Genomic DNA, 14,335 nt, shown 5'->3' with positions numbered 1-14,335 from the left:
GGGAGCGGCGGCAGTACTCACCTCACCAGTGTGAACACCCGCCGCGGGGCCGCGCGCACCCACCTGCGTGTCCCAGCTCACCGGGCACCGCGACGACGTCCTCAGCCCGCGACGATCGGGGTGTTCTGATTCGCGGTGAGCAGCCAGCGGCCGTCTTCCTTGGCCATCACGTAGAGCGGCGCGCCTTCGCCGATCAGGGCTCCGTCGGCGTCGAAGTAGCGCTGGTGCAGCTTGACCGCCGCCACGTCGGGGCGGATGAACATGGCGTACTCGAAGTCGTAGGTCGCGTGGCCGCCGTCCGCGGTGGCCCCGGGCAGCACCTGGGCGGTGAACTCGGCGATGGCCTCGCGTCCGAAGAGCCGTTTGCCGTGGCCGGTGGTCCAGATCGCGTCGGCGCGGAACAGGGCGATGAATTCGTCGACCAGTTCGTTGCGCTGCGCGTGATCGACCGTGGCGATGACCTCGCGGATCGCGGCGAGTTCGGCCTCGGTGTCGGCGGGGGTGTAAAGGGCGGTGTCGGTCATGAGGCCATCCTCGAACCTCGAGCTATCTCGAGGTCAAGCGCCGGTGCGTCAGTTCACAACCGGCGCGCCGGGCGCATTGATGGACAACTGACCGACCCGATCTATGACGGCCGTCACATCTACCCCCGGACGTCCTGCGGATTTCCCGCGAAATCGGGGGAAATATCGCACCCCGGTCGGAACGCCCCGTTTGACGTGGCACAATAGGCTCCATGCGCGAATCCGGAGTACGACTGGTGGCACGACGCCACGTCGACTTCAAGCGCGTCTGCAGCGCCTGTTGTCTGCCCGGTTCGCACCGGTAGCAGAGCGGCGCGCATTCCCCCGGGTCTCCCCGGCACTCTCGAATCGCATCGGTCCGCACGCTACCGCGGGCGCGAGTCCAGCCCCTCGCACCCATCGGCCGATGTACCCCACCCCAGCAGGAGCGACTGTTGTCTTCCCACCCCGGCGGCTCCGCAAGCTCCGCCACCTCGCCATCCCCCAGGATGACGTCGACTACCGACGCCGGTCCCAGCGATCAGCCCAAGCCCGCCGCCCGGCGCGAGCGCACCGGAAAGCCGGTCCGCCGCAAGTCCGAAGGCCAGTGGGCGCTCGGCTACCGCGAGCCGCTCAACCCCAACGAGCAGTCCAAGAAGGACGACAACCCGCTCAACGTGCGCGCTCGCGTGGAGAACATCTACTCCAAGCAGGGCTTCGAGTCGATCGACAAAGCCGACCTGCGCGGGCGGATGCGCTGGTGGGGGCTCTACACCCAGCGCGAGCAGGGCTACGACGGCACCTTCACCGGCGACGAGAACATCGACCTGCTCGAGGCGCCGTACTTCATGATGCGGGTACGCTGCGACGCCGGCGCGCTCAACGCGCGTCAGCTGCGGGTGCTCGGCGAACTCTCCACCGAGTTCGGCCGCGACACCGCCGATCTGTCCGACCGCGAGAACGTCCAGTACCACTGGATCGAGATCGAGAACGTGCCGGAGATCTGGCGCCGCCTCGAGGAAGTCGGCCTGCACACCACCGAGGCGTGCGGCGACTGCCCGCGCGTGGTGCTCGGTTCGCCGCTGGCCGGCGAGTCGTTCGACGAGGTGCTCGACCCGACGCCCGCGATCGACGAGATCGTCAAGCGCTACATCGGCGACAAGAAGTACTCGAACCTGCCGCGCAAGTTCAAGACCGCCATCTCCGGCCAGCAGGACGTGGTGCACGAGATCAACGACGTCGCCTTCGTCGGCGTCGAGCATCCCGAGCACGGCCCCGGCCTGGACGTCTGGGTCGGCGGCGGCCTGTCCACCAATCCGATGCTGGCCCAGCGGCTGGGCGCGTGGGTGCCGCTGGACGAGGTGCCGGACGTGTGGGAGGCGATCGTCTCGCTCTACCGCGACTACGGCTACCGGCGGTTGCGCACCAAGGCGCGGATCAAGTTCCTGGTCAAGGACTGGGGCATCGAGAAGTTCCGCGAGGTGCTCGAGACGGAGTACCTGAAGCGCAAGCTGATCGACGGCCCCGCGCCGGAGAAGCCGTCGCGGCCCATCGATCACATCGGCGTGCAGAAGCTGCGCAACGGGCTGAACGCGGTCGGCTTCTCCCCCATCGCCGGTCGCGTCTCCGGCACCATCCTGCAGCGGGTGGCCGACGCGGTGGAGCGGGTCGGCTCGGACCGGATCCGGTTCACGCCGTACCAGAAGCTGATCGTGCTCGACGTCGCCGACGACAAGGTCGAGCAGCTCATCGACGAACTGCAGCCGCTCGGCCTGCAGGCCCGGCCGTCGCACTGGCGGCGAAACCTGCTGGCCTGCAGCGGTATCGAGTTCTGCAAGCTGTCGTTCGTGGAGACCCGCAAGCGCTCGCAGGTGCTCGCGCCCGAACTGGAGCAGCGCCTGGCCGACATCAACGCCGACCTGGACGTGCCGATCACCGTCAACATCAACGGCTGCCCCAACTCCTGCGGCCGGTCCCAGATCGCCGACATCGGCTTCAAGGGTCAGCTGGTCGACGACGGCAACGGGAATCAGGTGGAGGGCTTCCAGGTTCACCTCGGTGGCAGCCTCGGACTCGACAGCGCCTTCGGGCGCAAACTGCGCCAGCACAAGGTGACCAGCGACGAGCTCGGTGACTACATCGAGCGCGTGGTGCGCAACTTCCTCAAGCATCGCGAGGGCGGAGAACGCTTCGCGCAGTGGGCGGTTCGCGCCGACGAGACCGACCTTCGGTGACCCGGTCGATGGGAGATCAACTATGACAACGCAAGTCGCGGCGAAGCTGTCCGAGGACGAGCTACGCGCCCTCGCCGAGCAGGGCGCGGCCGAACTGGGCCCGGACGCCTCGGCGGCCGAACTGCTGGCGTGGACCGAGAAGACCTTCGGCGGCAACTACATCGTCGCCTCGAACATGCAGGACGGGGTGCTGGTGCACCTCGCGGCGCAGGTGCGCTCCGGCGTGGACGTGCTGTTCCTGGACACCGGCTACCACTTCGCCGAGACCATCGGCACCCGGGACGCGGTGGAGGCCGTGTACGGGGTGAACGTGGTCAACGTGCGCCCGGAACACAGTGTCGCCGAACAGGATCAGCTGCTGGGCAAGGATCTGTTCGCCCGCGACGCGGCCGAGTGCTGCCGGTTGCGCAAGGTGGTGCCGCTGAAGAAGTCGCTGGCCGGGTACAACGCCTGGGTCACCGGCATCCGGCGGGTGGAGGCCCCCACCCGCGCCAACGCGCCGCTGATCTCCTTCGACGAAGCTTTCGGCCTGGTGAAGATCAACCCGATCGCGCCCTGGTCCGACGACGAGATGCAGGACTACATCAACACCCACGGCATTCTCGTCAATCCCCTGGTGGAAGAGGGATATCCGTCCATCGGCTGCGCTCCGTGCACGCGGAAGCCGGAGCCGGGATCCGATCCGCGAAGCGGCCGCTGGGCCGGCCTCGCCAAGACCGAATGCGGGTTGCATCAATCATGACCGAAACCATCAGTGGCCGAGCCCTGGGCATCACCGACTTCGACACGCTCGCCGCGCTGGAGTCCGAGTCCATTCACGTGTTCCGCGAGGTGGCAGGCGAATTCGAGCGGCCGGTGATCCTGTTCTCCGGCGGCAAGGACTCCACGGTGCTGCTGCACCTGGCGCTCAAGGCCTTCTGGCCCGCGCCGCTGCCGTTCGCGCTGCTGCACGTCGACACCGGGCACAACCTGCCCGAGGTGCTGGAGTTCCGGGACAAGATCGTCGAGAAGTACGGCCTGCGCCTGCATGTCGCCAGCGTCGAGGACTACCTCGCCGACGGCCGGCTGACCGAACGCGCCGACGGCATCCGCAATCCGCTGCAGACCGTGCCGCTGCTGGACGCCATCTCCGAGCACCGCTTCGACGCGGTGTTCGGCGGCGGCCGCCGCGACGAGGAGCGTTCGCGCGCCAAGGAGCGGATCTTCTCGCTGCGCAACGCCTTCGGGCAGTGGGATCCCAAGCGGCAGCGCCCGGAGCTGTGGAACCTCTACAACGGCAAGCACGCTCCCGGTGAGCACGTGCGCGTATTCCCGCTGTCGAACTGGACCGAGCTCGACATCTGGCGCTACATCGCCCGCGAGGACATCGATCTGGCCAGCATCTACTACGCGCACCAGCGCCCGGTGTACCAGCGCGACGGCATGTGGATGACCCCCGGCGTGTGGGGCGGTCCGGCCGAAGGCGAAGAGCTGCGGACGCTTTCGGTGCGCTACCGCACCGTCGGCGACGGCTCCACCACCGGCGCCATCCTGTCCGACGCCGCCGACAACGAGGCGATCCTCGCCGAGGTCGCGGCCTCCCGCCTGACCGAGCGCGGCGCGACCCGTGGTGACGACCGGGTCTCCGAAGCCGCCATGGAAGACCGCAAGAGAGAGGGCTACTTCTGATGGCCGACCTATTGAGACTGGCCACCGCCGGTTCTGTCGACGACGGCAAGTCCACCCTGGTCGGGCGCCTGCTCTACGACACGAAGTCGGTGCTGGCCGATCAGATCGACGCGGTCACCCGCGCCTCGGTCGACAAGGGCCTGGCCACGCCGGATCTGTCGCTGCTGGTCGACGGCCTGCGGGCCGAGCGGGAGCAGGGCATCACCATCGATGTCGCCTACCGCTACTTCGCCACGCCGCAGCGCTCTTTCGTGCTCGCCGATACGCCCGGGCACGTGCAGTACACCCGCAACACCGTGTCCGGCGCGTCCACCGCGCAGCTGGTGATCCTGCTGGTCGACGCGCGCAAGGGCGTCATCGAGCAGACGCGCCGCCATGCCGCGGTGCTCGCGCTGCTGGGTGTGCCGAAGCTGGTACTGGCGGTCAACAAGATCGACCTGGTGGACGATCCGGCGACGGTGTTCGCCGAGATCTCCGCGGAGTTCAACACGCTGACCAAGACGCTGGGCTGGGCACCGGAGGACGTGGTCGAGATCCCGGTGTCGGCGCTGCACGGCGACAACATCGCCTCGCGGTCGGCGAACACCCCGTACTACAGCGGGCCGTCGCTGATCGAGCACCTGGAGTCGGTGCCGGTCGACGCCGACAACACCGCGCTCGGGCTGCGTTTCCCGGTGCAGTACGTGATCCGGCCGCGCACCGCCGAGTACCCCGACTACCGCGGCTACGCGGGTCAGATCGCGGCGGGCTCGGTGTCGCCCGGCGACGAGATCGTGGTGCTGCCCAGCGGCATTCGCACCACCGTCGCGCGGGTGGACACCCCCGACGGCGAGCTGGCCGTCGCCCAGGCCGGGCGCAGCGTCACGCTGATCCTGGCCGACGAGGTCGACATCTCGCGCGGCGACATCATCGCCTCGGTCGCCGACGCGCCCGAGCCGATCGACAGCTTCGACGCCACCGTCTGCTGGCTCGGCGACAAGCCGCTGCGGGCCGGGGCCCGGCTGCTGCTCAAGCACGGCGCCCGCACCACCCAGGCCATCGTCGGCGCGCTCGTGGAGCGTTTCGACGAGCAGAACCTGGCCGCGGTGCCGAGCCCGGAGGCGCTGGAGCTCAACGACATCGGCCGCATCTCGGTGCGCGTCGCCGAGCCGATCGCGGCCGACGACTACCGCGCCAACCGGCACACCGGCAGCTTCCTGCTGATCGATCCGGCCGGCGGCAACACCTTGGCCGCGGGCCTGGTCGGCGACGTGCTCACCGCCGTCGAGGTCGGCGCACCCGCCTGATGTCCGCTACCCCGCCCGCGATGATCGCGGTTGCCCACGGCAGCCGCGATCCGCGGTCGGCCGCCACCATGGCGGCGGTCGTCGCCGAGATCGCCGCCGCCCGTCCGGATCTGGATGTCCGGCTCGCCTTCCTCGATCTCAGCGCGCCCTCGGTGGAGCAGGTCGTGGACGCGGTTGCGGCGCAGGGGCATACGCACGTCGTGGTCGCTCCCCTGCTGCTGGGCAGCGCTTTCCACGCCCGGTCCGACCTGCCAGCGCTGCTGGATGCCGCGCGGGCCGGGCACCCGCAGTTGCGGATCACCCAGGCCGAGGTGCTCGGACCGGATCCCCGACTGGTCGAGGCGCTGCGCGACCGGGTGCTGGAATCCGCGCCGGAGGCTGTGTCTCGTCACGCTGATCACGTGCGATTCGTCGACCTCGCAGGGCCGGGCGCTGCCGCCCAGTCGCTCGACGCAGCACGGCAACTCGACACCGCCCAAGACCCCCGCACCGCCCGCCGGCCCGACGCCGCACGGCAACTCGGCAACCCTCAGTCATTGGGCACCGCCCGGCGGCTCGGGGTCGCCGTCGCGGCGGTCGGCTCGTCCGCCGCGGCCGCCAACGCCCGCTCCGCCGATGTCGCGCGGCGGCTCGCGCTGCTGACCGGCTGGCACACCGAGATCTGCTTCGCGACCACCGAACCGAGTGTGACCGAGGCGATTTCCCGCCTGCGTGCGCGCGGGGCCGGTGACGTGCTCGTCGCTCCGTGGTTCCTCGCCCCGGGCCTGCTCACCGATCGCCTGGCGGCGCTCGCCCCGGATCTGGTGCACGCCAACGTCATCGGGCCGCATGCCGCGCTGACCGGCATCGTGTGGGACCGCTACGACGCGGCCGCCACCACCTTGGCCCTTTCGGCCTAGCTTTCCGCTCCCCGCGTGAGCGCGCCGGGTCGTGCGATCACTCGCCCAGTAGCTGCGCGGCGATGGTGCGGGCCATCGCGACCTTGGCCTCGTCGCCGAGCTGGCGGGCGGTATTCGCGGCGGTGATGACGGCGTCGAGCTGGAAGGCGAGGCAGTCCGGGTCGGCGGCGGGCAGTTCGCCCAGGTCCTGCCCCTTGCCAATCTCCTTGGCCAGGAAGCTCAGCCATTCGTTGTGATCGGCGGCCAGGGCGTCGCGGACCGGACCCGGCTTGCTGTCGAATTCGGTGAGCGCGGCGGTGCGGAAGCAGCCGCCGGGGAAGACCGCGCCGGTGATGTGGTCGAACCAGCGATCCACCATCGCGCGCACCCGGGTACGGCCCCGCGGCTCGTCCAGGCTCGGGGTGATGACCTGCGCGATGAAGACCTCGCGCCCCGCCTGCACCGCGGCCAGTTGCAGCGATTCCTTGCTGCCGAACAGGGTGGCGATGCCGCTTTTGCTGAGGCCCAGATCGGTGGCCAGTTTGCCGATGGTGACGCCGTTCAAGCCCTCCACCGAGGCGACGTCGGCGGCGTGCCGGGCGATCGAGGCGCGCGAGCGGGCGCCCTTGGCGAGCCGCTGATCGGTGGGCTCCGCGGCGGCAAGAGTCGCCGGTTCCCGCTCGGTGCCGAGGTCGCTCCGCGCTGCTGCCATGCCCCCATTCTGACATCTCCCACTTGCAAAGACGAACGGTCGGTCGTAGTTTTATTGGACGAACGATCGTGCGTTTTGTTTCGCCCTCTCGAAGGACTCCACTCCATGACCGAAGTGTCCGTGCGTCCCGGCAGTCCGCCGGCCGCGAAATCCGCCGGCCGGGCGCTGCTGCTCGCCTGCGGCGCCGGCTTCATCGCCTTCCTCGACCTGTCCGTGGTCAACATCGCCTTCCCCGCCATCGCCCGCACCTACCCGGGCACCGCGGCCACCACGCTCACCTGGGTGGTCAGCGGATACGCGGTCGCGTTCGCCGCCTTCCTGACACCCGCCGGACGATTCGCCGACGCGCTCGGCCGAGTCCGGATGTTCCTGCTCGCCCTGGCCGGCTTCGCCCTGACCTCGCTGCTGTGCGGGCTGGCGCCCACCGCGGGCTGGCTGATCGCCGGACGCCTGCTGCAAGGCGTGACCGCGGCGCTCATGGTGCCCGCCGCGCTCGGCCTGGTGCTCAGCGTCACCCCGCGCGAGAAGATCGGCGCCGCCATCGGCGCCTGGTCGGCCGCGGGCGGTTTCGCCGCCGTGGTCGGTCCGGCGCTCGGCGGCGGGCTGGTCGAGGCGTTCGGCTGGCGCGCCGTGTTCTTCATCAATGTGCCGGTGGCGCTCGCGCTCATCGTGGCCACGGCCCGGCTCGCACTCCCGGACACCCGGACGCCGGGCCGGGCGCTGCCGGATCCGATCGGCACCGCCGCGGTCGCGCTCGGATTGGCCGCCGTGGTCGCCGGGGTCACCGAGGGGCAGCGGTGGGGCTGGACCGCACCGGCCACGCTCGCCTGCCTGCTCCTCGGCGGGCTGCTGCTGCTCGGCGCGCTGATTCGCTCACGCACACACCACAATCCTGCGATCGCCGTCGACCTGTGGCGGAGCCGGCCCTACGCGCTGGCCAACGCCGGCTCGTTCGTCTTCGGAGCCGCCATGTTCGCCTGGCTGCTGGCGGGACCGCTGTTCCTGGACGCGATCTGGGGCTACTCGGTGCTGGCCTCGGCGGGGGCGCTGACCATCGGGGCGGTGGCGGCGATGGTCACCGCGACGATCGCCGGCCGTTTGACCACCGCGCCCGCGCGGCGCTGGGCCGGCGTGCTCGGCGCCGCGCTGTTCTTCGCCACCCTCGCGTGGATGAGCACCGGCACCTTCGGTCCCGATCCGGCGCTGTGGTCGGCCTGGATGCCCGCCGGACTCCTCGGCGGCGGCGGGCTCGGGCTCGTGGTCACCGTGCTGGGCACCGCGGCCGCGAGTTCCCTGCCGCCGCAACAGTTCGCCGCGGGCATCGGCATGAATCTGACCGCCCGGCAGGTGGGCGGCGCGCTCGGCGTCGCGCTGCTGGCCGCGATCTTCGCCGCGCATCCCGACCAGCCACTCACCGCGTTCCACACCCTGTTCGCCGTCTGCGCGGGCATCACCGTGCTGGCGGCGGTCGTGCTCGCCATCCCCGCGCACGCGGGCTCCCCGGAGGAATGACCATGACGCACCACGTACTTCGCACCGAAGCCGACGATCCGCTGCTGCTGACGCCGGAAGCGGCGGTCGAGCACCTGACCGGCGCGCCCTGGCATCGCTTCGCGGTGCTCGGCGACTCCATCGCCCAGGGTGTCGGCGATCCGAGCCCCGGCTACGCACCTGTCGGCTGGGCCGATCGGGTGGCCGCCCACCTCACCACCGTGAATCCCGCGCTCGCGTACCTGAATACCGGAAAGATCGGCGCCACCAGTGCGCAGGTGCTGGCGGAGCAGTTGCCGCGGGTCCTGGAGTTCCGGCCCGATCTGGTGCATCTGAGCTGCGGCGGCAACGATCTGTTCCAGGCCGGCGGCGATCCGGCGGCGCTGCGCGCCAACCTCGAGACGCTGTGCGCGGCGCTGGCCGAGACCGGGGCCCAGCTCACCACGTTCACGCTCAGCGACGTGTGGGACGTCGAGCGCATGGCGCCGATGCGGCCCATGCGCGACCGGATGGCGCAACTGAACGACATCCTGCGCGCGGTCGCGGTCCGCTATGACGTTCTGCTGGTGGAGTTCTGGGAGCATCCGCTGCGCCTGCGCGAGGATCTGATGAGCGCCGACCTGATCCACTTCAGCACCAGCGGGCACGCGGTGGTGGCCACGGAAATGGTGCGTGCGCTGGGCAAACGAATTCCTGCGGCACACTGAGAGAGCGGCGCCGAGCCCGATCGGTCAGTTCCCGAACCGACTGTGGCTCAGCGCTTTCCGGTGACCGTGCAGGGTCCCGGAAAACACGCTGGGCCGCGTACGGGCAGTTGCCCGGACGCGGCCCAGCCTGGTTTCACCCCTGGATCAGGGCAGCACCTGCGGCACGACCTGCGGCGCCAGCGCGCCGACGATCAGGCCGATCAGGGCGCCGTTGAGCGCGCCGCCCACGGCGCACGGGATGGCGCCGACGATCATGGCGGGCAGGCACAGCACACCCATGGCGACCGCGCCGATCAGCGCGCCCGCCGCCACCCCGTTCGCGATGGGGTCGGAGTTCTGCGCGTTCGGGTTGGTGGCGATGTCACCCAGCTCGGCGACCGGCGCGACGGCCGCGGGCGCGGCGGGGGCGACCGGCGCCACGGCGACCGGCTCGGAGACCAGCTGCACCACCGCCGCCGGGGCGGGGGCAGCCTGACCCGGATCGGCCTGTGCCACACCGGCGAAGGTGACGGCCACCGCCAGCGGCAGCAGTCCCGCGATCACCTTGCGGCCGGCGTTGTTGAAAGTCCTACGGACCATGCGTATTTCCTATCTCCCCTATCCCGATGACCGGGATCGTCCGGATCCGATGATCCGGAGAGCTCAATTGATATCCGAGGGGACCGACAAGATCAAAAACTGCATGCTTCGCTCCGAATAGCTCGTTCAGCTGGCATAACGCCGCACCAGCTCGGCGCCGATCGCGGCCAGCTCGGCGCGAACGGACGCCGGCCCCAGGACCTCGACATCCGCACCCCAGCCGGCCAGCTGCCGGGCCACCATGGCGGCGTCCGGAGCGGAGATCCGCACGCGCACACGGCCATCCGGCGCCGGGCCGTCGACCTCGCAGTGGCGGCCCTGCTGGTCGCGCAGGACCGGCAGCAGCGTCTCGGAGATCAGCACGGTGGCGGCCACGGCGGCGCGGCGGCGCTCCATCTCCCCCACCACCTCCGACCAGGCGGTCGCCAGGTCGAAATCGGCTGGGCGGTCGGCGGTTTCGTCGGTGAGCTGGACCGCGAGCACACGGTCCACCCGGAAGGTGCGCTTGCCCTGCTCCGTCCCGGCGATCAGATACCAGACGGCGTCCTTGTCGATCAGGCCCCACGGGTCGGCCAGGCGGCTGGTGCGGGTGCCCGCGCGCTCGTAATCGATGCGGACCCTGCGTCTTTCGACGACCGCACGTTGCAGGAGGGTGACCACGCCGGGCCTGGTCCGATCGTGCTGGCCCCAGCGCGCGGGATCGATCACCACCGCGTCCGCGGCGGCCTCGGCGTCGGCCCGGAAGGTCTGCGGCAGGGCGCGCACCAGTTTGCGCAGCGCCGACTTCACCTCCGGTTCGCCACCGGTCGAGGAACCCGCCAGCAGGAACAGCGCCCGCGCCTCGGGCGCGGTCAAACCGCTCAGATCGGTGCGCGCGCCGCCGACCAGCTGCCAGCCGCCGCCCCGGCCCGGCTGCGGATAGACCGGAACGCCCGCGGCCGACAGGGCCTCCAGATCGCGCCGGGCCGTCGCGACCGATACCTCCAGCTCCGCGGCGAGCTCCGCGGCCGTCACCCGGCCCCGGGACTGCATCAACAACAGGGTCGCCACCAAACGGTCCGCTCGCATACCGAAAGTATCGCGCTAAAAGTGCTCATTCGGTGCGCACTTTGCGCGCGATGCTGGATACACCAACCGATCGACCGAGGAGACAGACATGCTGCGCGGAATGGCCACCACCACCTACTTCGCCGACGACCTGGAAGCCGCCAAGGACTGGTACGCCGAGTTCCTCGGCGTCCAGCCGTATTTCAATGTGCCGGGCGGCTACTACGAATTCCGCATCGGCGACTACCAGCACGAACTCGGCATCATCAATCGCGCCTACGCACCCGCCGGGGCACGCAACGAGCCCGGCGCGGGCGGAATCGTGAACTGGCACGTCGACGATCTCGAGGCCACCTTCGCGCGGCTGCTCGCCCTGGGCGCGAAGGAATACGAGCCGATCACCCCGCGCGGCGAAGGCACCGGATTCGTGACGGCGGCGGTGCTCGACCCGTTCGGCAACATCCTCGGAATCATGAGCAACCCGCACTACCTCGACGTGCTGAGCCGGACCGGAGCGGTGTGATCAGGCGCGATACCAGCGCTCGAGGATTTTCGCGACCCCGTCGTCGGCGACGTCATCGGTGACTTCGTCGGCGAGGTCGCGGATCTCGTCGACGGCATTGCCCATCGCCACCGAATGCCCGGCCCAGGCCAGCATTTCGCGATCGTTGTGGCCGTCACCGATGGCCAGGGTGCGCTCGTGCGGGACGCCGAGCGCGGCCCGGAGCCGTTCCAGGGCCCAGCCCTTGGTGACGCCACGGCGGGACAGGGTGAGCCAGGGGCCGAATTCGCCGTGCACCCAACTGGTTTCGGGAACATGCAGCCGGTCCAGCAGCCGCAGCATTTCCTCCTGCGAGCCGGTGGGCCACCAGCCGTTCAGGCGCGGAGTCGGCTCGCTGCTCAGCTCGTCGTGATCGACCACCAGATATTCCCCGAGGAAGAACCCGCCCGGGCTCAGCCCGGTGGCCCAGGTGCCGATGCCCACCTTCTCCACGGCGAAGATCATCTCCGGGAACAGCGCGCGCAGCGCCTCGACCGCCGGCCCCGGATCGAAGGTCTGTACCGCGACCGGCTCGTCGCGGGCCACATCGATGTGCACGGCGCCGTTGGAACACAGGGCATGCCCTTCGACCAGCCCGAGCTCGGCCAGCACCGGCCGCGTCGTCAGCAGCGTCCGCCCCGTCGTGACGACCACGTGCACGCCCGCGGCCACCGCGGCCCGCACCGCCGCGACCACCCGCGCGCTGATCGCCGACCCGGTTTCCAGCAATGTGCCGTCCACATCCAGTGCCACCAGCTGCGGACCGCCCCCGAGACCAACCACCTGCCCATTGTGCATCGACGCCTCCGCGCCGTCATCCTTCGGCCTCCCGGGAGACCGCCCCACCGCGATCGGCGCGGACGAGAGATCCGTACCTTCGTGGTCATGCGTCTCGGACTGACCGACCTGATCGACCCCCGCCTGCACGCACTTGTCGACAGGTCGCGCAAGTTCTACGAAAAGCGCGCTGCCGGAAGGGGTCCGAGCAGTTCCGACGAGTTGCGCGCGGTACGGGCGAACGCCGCCACACCCGCACCGGCGAGCCCACCGGCGATCGAGGAACTCGCCGTCGCCGCGGGGCGGACGGTCCCGGTGCGGATCCACGTCCCGGTGCACACCCCGGCGCGCGCAGTGTTCCTCGACATCCACGGCGGCGGTTTCTACATGGGTTCGGCCGCCGCCGGCGACGTCGGCAACCGGCGGCTCGCCGACGCGCTCGGCATCGCCGTCGTGAGCGTGGACTACCGTCTCGCGCCCGAACACCCGTGGCCCGCCGCGCCGGAGGACTGCGAAACCGCCGCGCTCTGGCTGATCGAGCACGCCCAGCGCCTTTTCGGCACAGCGAAACTCGCCCTCGGCGGCTTCTCCGCGGGTGCGACCCTCGCGATGACCACCCTGCTGCGCCTGCGCGCCCGGGGCAGCAACGACTTCGACTGCGCCGTCCTGCAATTCGGCACTTACGATCTGAGCGCCCGCACCCCCGCCGGCCGCCTGATCGCCGACGAGTACTTCCTCCAGGCCTACGCCGGCGCCGAACCGGACCGCACGCACCCCGACATCTCACCGCTCTACGCCGAACTCGACCATCTCCCACCGGTTCTCCTGGTCGTCGGAACAGCCGACATCCTGCTCCACGACAACCTCGCCATGGCCGCCCGCCTCTCCGCCTCCAGCACCGACGTCGACCTGCGCCTCTACCCCGAAGCACCACACGGCTTCACCGGCCACCCGACCCCGATGGCCCGAGCCGCCCACGACGACATCCGAGCATGGCTCGGCGAGCAACTGTTTTCGCGGGCTGACATCGACGCGATCCTCTAGGCTGGCGCCTCAACTGCGGGCCGCAGATCTGGCCCTCCCCATGGGACGTGCGGCGAAGTCGCCTGGTATCGACTGCGGCCTTGGTCGACATCCGGTGGCTCGCTGCACTCCGCGAAGCAGCGGGGCTGCCCTACGAGGTACCGCTCGTCGCCGCCACCGCCGGCAAAGCGCACCGATCTGGACAGCACCGACCGCGAAGCCGCTGCCCGTCGTGCACCCCGGGTGTACGCACTCGATAGTCGAGAGCGAAATCGGGATCAGCAACTCGGGCCGGGCGGCCGAGGTTCAGCGGTAGCCCTGATCCGAGCGCGCACGTCGGGTGACGGCGGCGGAGGAACCTCCCCCGGCACCAGCCAGCATGGTCGGCGACATGCCGTCCAACGATCGCCTCTCATAGCCGCTACCGCAGGCGGAGCGCACCGCCTCGGGCAAATGGGCCGGACATAAGGGTTCGATGCGAGACCGATGGCCGGTTCTCGGGCTGACGGAAGACCTCCCACCCAACGACGTGGTCGGCGGGCACGCCGTCCAACGATCACCTCTCATAACCGCTGCCGCAAGCGGAGCACACCGCCTCGGGCAAACAGGCCGGACGTGCCTGCTGGGCACAAGGTCTCGATGCGAGAGCGATGGCCGTTTCTCGGGCAGCGGAGAATCCTCGGCTCTGCTCGGCGGCGGCCGACTACGCCGGCGTGTGGGCTACTTCTCGTAGCCGCTACCGCAAGCGGAGCGCACCGTTGCGAGCAAACGGGCCGGACATGCCTGCTGGACACAAGGTCTCGATGCGAGAGCGATGGCCGTTTCTCGGGCAGCGGAGAATCCTCGGCTCTGCTCGGCGGCGGCCGACTACGCCGGCGTGTGGGCTACT

General features: G+C 70.1%; 15 protein-coding genes. 10 read left to right on the top strand and 5 right to left on the bottom strand.

Annotation, left to right across the window (positions count from 1 at the left end):
- Positions 1 to 101: 101 nt before the first annotated feature.
- Positions 102 to 524 carry an SgcJ/EcaC family oxidoreductase gene (locus AB0I43_RS10510; RefSeq protein WP_356970928.1) on the bottom strand — a complete coding sequence of 141 codons (423 nt, stop codon included), beginning with the start codon at positions 522 to 524 and terminating at the stop codon, positions 102 to 104.
- 212 nt (positions 525 to 736) lie between these two features.
- Here AB0I43_RS10510 and AB0I43_RS10505 point away from each other — a divergent pair, with 212 nt between their 5' ends.
- From AB0I43_RS10505 to AB0I43_RS10480, 6 genes are all read left to right on the top strand, one after another.
- Positions 737 to 829, top strand: coding sequence for an Ms4527A family Cys-rich leader peptide (locus AB0I43_RS10505; RefSeq protein WP_356970930.1), 93 nt, complete (start codon positions 737 to 739; stop codon positions 827 to 829).
- A 183-nt stretch (positions 830 to 1,012) separates the two neighbouring features.
- Positions 1,013 to 2,737, top strand: a complete 1,725-nt coding sequence (locus tag AB0I43_RS10500) for a nitrite/sulfite reductase (protein WP_356970932.1) — start codon at positions 1,013 to 1,015, stop codon at positions 2,735 to 2,737.
- A gap of 22 nt (positions 2,738 to 2,759) precedes the next feature.
- Complete coding sequence (locus tag AB0I43_RS10495) at positions 2,760 to 3,479, top strand: phosphoadenylyl-sulfate reductase (protein WP_356970933.1); 720 nt, start codon at positions 2,760 to 2,762, stop codon at positions 3,477 to 3,479.
- On the top strand, positions 3,458 to 4,405 hold the full coding sequence (gene cysD / locus AB0I43_RS10490; protein WP_356970934.1) for a sulfate adenylyltransferase subunit CysD: 948 nt from the start codon (positions 3,458 to 3,460) through the stop codon (positions 4,403 to 4,405). The genes AB0I43_RS10495 and cysD overlap by 22 nt, the downstream gene beginning before the upstream one ends.
- The gene (locus AB0I43_RS10485) at positions 4,405 to 5,691 is read left to right on the top strand and encodes a GTP-binding protein (RefSeq protein WP_356970935.1); all 1,287 of its coding nucleotides are present in this window, start codon (positions 4,405 to 4,407) and stop codon (positions 5,689 to 5,691) included. The genes cysD and AB0I43_RS10485 overlap by 1 nt, the downstream gene beginning before the upstream one ends.
- 20 nt (positions 5,692 to 5,711) lie before the next feature.
- Entirely contained in the window at positions 5,712 to 6,590 is an 879-nt protein-coding gene (locus tag AB0I43_RS10480; RefSeq protein WP_357431789.1) for a CbiX/SirB N-terminal domain-containing protein, read from the top strand.
- A 37-nt stretch (positions 6,591 to 6,627) separates the two neighbouring features.
- Here AB0I43_RS10480 and AB0I43_RS10475 read toward each other — a convergent pair whose 3' ends face one another.
- The gene (locus AB0I43_RS10475) at positions 6,628 to 7,281 is read right to left on the bottom strand and encodes a TetR/AcrR family transcriptional regulator (RefSeq protein ID WP_357431787.1); all 654 of its coding nucleotides are present in this window, start codon (positions 7,279 to 7,281) and stop codon (positions 6,628 to 6,630) included.
- A 105-nt stretch (positions 7,282 to 7,386) separates the two neighbouring features.
- Between AB0I43_RS10475 and AB0I43_RS10470 the strand changes: the two genes are divergently transcribed.
- Both AB0I43_RS10470 and AB0I43_RS10465 read left to right on the top strand, forming a co-directional pair.
- Positions 7,387 to 8,793: an MFS transporter gene (locus AB0I43_RS10470; protein WP_357431785.1), complete on the top strand. Its 1,407-nt coding sequence runs from the start codon at positions 7,387 to 7,389 to the stop codon at positions 8,791 to 8,793.
- A 2-nt stretch (positions 8,794 to 8,795) separates the two neighbouring features.
- Positions 8,796 to 9,479 carry an SGNH/GDSL hydrolase family protein gene (locus tag AB0I43_RS10465; protein ID WP_357431783.1) on the top strand — a complete coding sequence of 228 codons (684 nt, stop codon included), beginning with the start codon at positions 8,796 to 8,798 and terminating at the stop codon, positions 9,477 to 9,479.
- A gap of 144 nt (positions 9,480 to 9,623) precedes the next feature.
- Here AB0I43_RS10465 and AB0I43_RS10460 read toward each other — a convergent pair whose 3' ends face one another.
- Both AB0I43_RS10460 and AB0I43_RS10455 read right to left on the bottom strand, forming a co-directional pair.
- On the bottom strand, positions 9,624 to 10,058 hold the full coding sequence (locus AB0I43_RS10460; protein ID WP_356970944.1) for a hypothetical protein: 435 nt from the start codon (positions 10,056 to 10,058) through the stop codon (positions 9,624 to 9,626).
- Positions 10,059 to 10,184: 126 nt separating this feature from the next.
- Positions 10,185 to 11,126 carry a WYL domain-containing protein gene (locus tag AB0I43_RS10455; RefSeq protein WP_357431781.1) on the bottom strand — a complete coding sequence of 314 codons (942 nt, stop codon included), beginning with the start codon at positions 11,124 to 11,126 and terminating at the stop codon, positions 10,185 to 10,187.
- 88 nt (positions 11,127 to 11,214) lie between these two features.
- Between AB0I43_RS10455 and AB0I43_RS10450 the strand changes: the two genes are divergently transcribed.
- On the top strand, positions 11,215 to 11,628 hold the full coding sequence (locus AB0I43_RS10450; protein ID WP_356970946.1) for a VOC family protein: 414 nt from the start codon (positions 11,215 to 11,217) through the stop codon (positions 11,626 to 11,628).
- Here the strand turns inward: AB0I43_RS10450 and AB0I43_RS10445 are convergent, their stop codons facing one another.
- Positions 11,629 to 12,429 carry an HAD hydrolase family protein gene (locus AB0I43_RS10445; RefSeq protein ID WP_357431779.1) on the bottom strand — a complete coding sequence of 267 codons (801 nt, stop codon included), beginning with the start codon at positions 12,427 to 12,429 and terminating at the stop codon, positions 11,629 to 11,631. It abuts the gene before it with no gap.
- A 102-nt stretch (positions 12,430 to 12,531) separates the two neighbouring features.
- Between AB0I43_RS10445 and AB0I43_RS10440 the strand changes: the two genes are divergently transcribed.
- Entirely contained in the window at positions 12,532 to 13,467 is a 936-nt protein-coding gene (locus AB0I43_RS10440) for an alpha/beta hydrolase (RefSeq protein ID WP_357431777.1), read from the top strand.
- The last annotated feature ends 868 nt before the right edge of the window (positions 13,468 to 14,335 follow it).

The sequence above is a fragment of the Nocardia sp. NPDC050435 genome (genome assembly GCF_040655395.1).
Taxonomy (GTDB): domain Bacteria; phylum Actinomycetota; class Actinomycetes; order Mycobacteriales; family Mycobacteriaceae; genus Nocardia.
Note: the sequence above shows the minus strand (reverse complement) of the source record. Positions and strands in the feature narration are given on the sequence as shown.